Origin of the sequence: Streptomyces sp. WELS2 (assembly GCF_013870595.1) — a bacterium.
In the GTDB taxonomy this organism is placed as follows: Bacteria; Actinomycetota; Actinomycetes; order Streptomycetales; family Streptomycetaceae; genus Streptomyces.
The window spans coordinates 1-4189 of record NZ_JACBWZ010000570.1 but is presented as its reverse complement, the minus strand read 5'-3'; the positions used below and the strand labels follow the sequence as shown (position 1 = coordinate 4189).

3 protein-coding genes and 1 pseudogene are annotated in these 4189 nt (G+C 71.8%); all 4 read left to right on the top strand.

Translation table 11 applies throughout. The features are described 5' to 3' along the window. A pseudogene (locus H5J33_RS25835) lies at window positions 1-265 on the top strand (glycoside hydrolase); the annotation flags it as partial. A gap of 364 nt (window positions 266-629) precedes the next feature. Next, complete coding sequence (locus H5J33_RS25830) at window positions 630-1964, top strand: sugar ABC transporter substrate-binding protein (protein ID WP_181797265.1); 1335 nt, start codon at window positions 630-632, stop codon at window positions 1962-1964. A gap of 97 nt (window positions 1965-2061) precedes the next feature. Continuing rightward, the gene (locus tag H5J33_RS25825; RefSeq protein ID WP_181797264.1) at window positions 2062-2841 is read left to right on the top strand and encodes a rhamnogalacturonan acetylesterase; all 780 of its coding nucleotides are present in this window, start codon (window positions 2062-2064) and stop codon (window positions 2839-2841) included. A gap of 122 nt (window positions 2842-2963) precedes the next feature. Then, window positions 2964-4189: polysaccharide lyase family 1 protein (locus H5J33_RS25820; RefSeq protein WP_181797263.1), on the top strand; the 1226-nt coding region annotated here is incomplete at its 3' end.

The window sequence follows — 4189 nt, the reverse complement described above, 5'->3', positions numbered from 1 at the left end:
GGCCATCGCCGAGCGCGAGCGCGACGCCGGGGTGCCGTGCCTCGCCCCCGGGGGCCGGGCGCGGCTGCGGATCGAGGCCGGGCCCGGCGCGCGCTGCCGGTTCTCCTACGACGTCGGGGACGGTTTCCGCTCGTCCGGCCCGGTCTTCGCGGCCACGCCCTGGCGCTGGGTCGGCGCCCTGCTCGGCCTGTTCGCCACCGCGCCCGAGGGACCCGGACACGCGGGCTCGGCGACCTTCACCCGGTTCCGGATCACGCCCCTGTAGCCGCCCGAGAAGCCCTGTTGGGAGCCGCGATGACGCACTTCCCCGGCAAGCGCTTGCCCCGACCGGGCGCCGCCCTCGCCCGCCACGCTCGCCCTCGGCCCGGCGGGCGAGGTGACGGCGGCCCCTTGGGGAAGTCCCACCGCCCCGGCCCGGACAGGCACCCCGGCCGGCCCTTCCGGGTGACCGGCGGCGCCGCGGGCCGGCCGCGGCCGAGCGACGCGGACGCGCCGTCGTACACCGTCGCCGACCACCTGCGCGGTACGGACGGCCGGGCGCCGTACGCCCGCCGCCGACCGCGAAACGACTTCGCACCGACCCCCACACCACCCTGTCCCCGCACGATCCAGCAGAAGAGAGCCGACCGATGAAGAGCAGCATCCGCAGAAACAGGCGCGCCGCCCTGGCCGTGGCCCTGGGCTCCGCCCTCGCGCTGACCGCCACCGCCTGCGGCGACGACGGCAGCGGCAGCGTGGGCGGGAAGGGGAACGAGGGCTCCGGCACGGGCACGATCACCTTCTGGGACAACAACGGCGGTGTCCGCACCGACATCTGGAAGCAGATCATCGCCGACTTCGAGCACAAGTACCCCGACATCAAGGTCAAGTACGTCGGTGTGCCGGCGGCCAGCGTGCAGTCCAAGTACGACACCGCCATCCAGGGCGGCGGCCTGCCGGACGTCGGCGGCGTCGGTACGGCGATGCTGGCCGAGGTCGCCGCGCAGGGCGCGCTGGAGCCGCTGGACCAGCGGCTCGCCGACAGCCCGCTGGGCGGCAGGCTCAACGCCAAGTTCCTGGAGAGCGTGAAGGCGGCCGGCGGGGACGGCAGGACGTACACGGTGCCGACGTCCGCGAACAACGGCACCCTGTGGTACCGAACCGACCTGTTCCGCGCGGCCGGGCTGGAGCCGCCGACCACCTGGACGAAGTTCTACAAGGCCGCCGACAAACTCACCGACAAAGACAAGAACGCCTTCGGGTACACCATCCGCGGCGGTGAGGGCTCCATCGCCCAGGCCCTGGACGCGATGTACGGGCAGAGCGGGATCACGTCCTTCTGGAACGGCGACAAGACCACCGTCAACGACCCGAAGAACGTGGCGGCGCTGGAGAGGTACACCGGCCTGTACAAGAAGGACACCCCGTCCGCCGACGTCAACAACGACTTCACCAAGATGGTCGCCCAGTGGGACTCCGGCACCATCGGGATGCTCAGCCACAACCTCGGCTCCTACGCCGACCACGAGAAGGCGCTGAAGGGCAGGTTCCGGGGCATTCCCAGCCCGACCCTGGACGACGGGACACGGGTGCAGGTCTCCAACCCGGTCGACGGACTGGCCCTGTTCAAGTCCGGCAGGAACAAGGCCGCCGCCTGGAAGTTCATCGAGTTCGCCGCCTCCCACGAGTCCAACAGCAAGTGGAACGAGTCGGCCGGGTCGGTGCCGGCCAACACGGAGGCCGCGCGGGACGCCTGGGTGCGGGCCAACGAGCCGGCGAAGCTGGCGGCCGAGGCGCTGGACGGGGCCGGCACGAAGATCGTGCAGCTGCCGTACTACCTGCCCGACTGGAACACCATCTCCAAGGCCGACAACGAGCCGAACTTCCAGAAGGTGCTGCTCGGCAGGATGAGCGCCAAGGAGTTCCTGGACCTGCTGGCCGATCAGCTCGACAAGGCCCAGGAGGACTGGAAGAAGAACCACTGAGCCCGGACGGCCGCGGTCGCGGGGACCGCGCATCCGGCGTGACCGGCCGCGCGGTTCCCCCGCCCCGCACATCTCCCGCGTTCGAAAGGTACTGATCGTGTCCCTCACGCGCAGACAGGTCACGGCCACCGCGCTCGCCGCGGTCCCGCTCGTCCGGCGCGCGCCGGAAGACGCTCGCCGCCTGCATATCGCCGGTGATTCGACGGCCGCCCGGAAGTACGCCGACGCCGCTCCCGAGACCGGATGGGGGATGGCACTGCCCTTCTTCCTCCACAAGGAGCCGACGGTCGCCAACCACGCGGTCAACGGCCGGAGTTCGAAGAGCTTCGTCGACGAAGGCCGGCTGGACGCCGTCCTGGCGGTGATCCGGCCCGGGGACCTGCTTCTCGTCCAGTTCGGGCACAACGACGAGAAGGCCACCGACCCCACCCGCTACACCGAGCCGTGGACGTCGTACCAGCGGTATCTGCGGCTGTACCTCGACGGCGCCCGGTCCCGGGGCGCCCGGCCCGTCCTCGCCACCTCCGTGGAGCGCCGCCGGTTCGCCGCCGACGGCACCGCCCAGCCCACCCACGGCGACTACCCGGCGGCCGTGCGGGCGCTCGCCGAGGCGGAGCGGGTCCCGCTGCTCGACATCCAGGCGCTGTCGCTCGCGCTGTGGCAGCGGCTCGGGGCGGAGGAGACGAAGACCTACTTCAACTGGACCGCCACCGAGCAGGACAACACACACTTCAACCCGCCGGGTGCCATCGCCGTGGCGCGGCTCGTGGCGCGCGAGCTGCTGCGCACCGGGGTGCTGGCCCGGCACGACGTCCGCCGGCTGGACGAGGACGTCCCGGCGTCCTGGATCACCTGGCCACCCGCCCCCGCGTCCTGACCCGCGCCACCGAGCCGTCGGGTCACCCCGGCCCGCCGATCCGTCGGGCAACCCAGTCACCGAGTCACCGAGTCACCGAGGAGAGCCGCACAGTGCGTACACAGACATGTCATGGACGGGTCATGGGCGCGCTGGTGGGCGCAACCGCCACCGCCCTGGTCCTCGCCGTCACCGGCACCGCGTCCGCCCACCCCGCCCACCGCACCGGCCCCGGCCGGCAGGTGCTGCCCGCCCAGGACGGCTGGGCCGCCTACGGCACGGGGACGACCGGCGGGGCCGCCGCCGGCCCCGCGCACGTGTACACCGTCACCACCTGGGAGCAGTTCAAGGCCGCCCTCGCCGACGGCGGCAGCGCGCCGAAGATCGTCCGGGTGAAGGGCACCCTCGACGCCGACGGCCCGGGCTGCGACTCCTTCGCCGTGCCCGGCTACGACTTCGCCGCCTATCTGAAGACCTACGACCCGGCGGTGTGGGGCCGCGCCAAGACCCTCGACGCCGAGCCCGACGACAGCCCCGAGGGCCTGCGCCGCGCCTCCGCCGCCCGTCAGGACGCCTACATCAAGGCGGCCGTCCCCGCCAACACCACCATCGTCGGCCTCGGCCGCGACGCCGGGTTCAAGGGCGCGAGCCTCCAGATCAAGGGCGTCGACAACGTCATCGTGCGCAACCTGACCTTCGAGAGCCCCCTCGACTGCTTCCCGCAGTGGGACCCGACCGACACCGCCGACGGCAACTGGAACTCCGAGTACGACAGCGCCGTGGTGTACGGCTCGACCCATGTGTGGATCGACCACGACACCTTCACCGACGGCGACCACCCGGACAGCACCCTGCCGTCGTACTACGGCCGGATCTACCAGCGGCACGACGGCGAACTGGACGTCGTCAAGGGCTCCGACTACGTCACCGCCTCCTGGAACGTCTTCGCGGACCACGACAAGACGATCCTCGTCGGCAACAGCGACGGCGCGGCCACCGCCGCCGTCGACCGCGGGCACCTGAAGGTCACCTTCCACCACAACCTGTTCCGGAACCTGGTCGAGCGGGCCCCGCGCGTCCGCTTCGGGCAGGTGGACTCGTACAACAACCACTTCGTCGCCGGGGACGGCTACTCCTACACCTACGGCATCGGCATGGAGTCCCAACTCGTCGCCGAACACAACGCGTTCACCCTGCCGGACGGTGTCCGGGCCGGTTCGGTGCTGAAGAAGTGGAAGGAGGCACCGGTCACCGCCGCCGACAACTACGTCAACGGCCGCCCGGTGGACCTGCTCGCCGTCCACAACGCGGAGGTGCCCGGCGAAACCCTCCAGGCCGGGGCCGGCTGGACCCCGTGGCTGCGCACCCG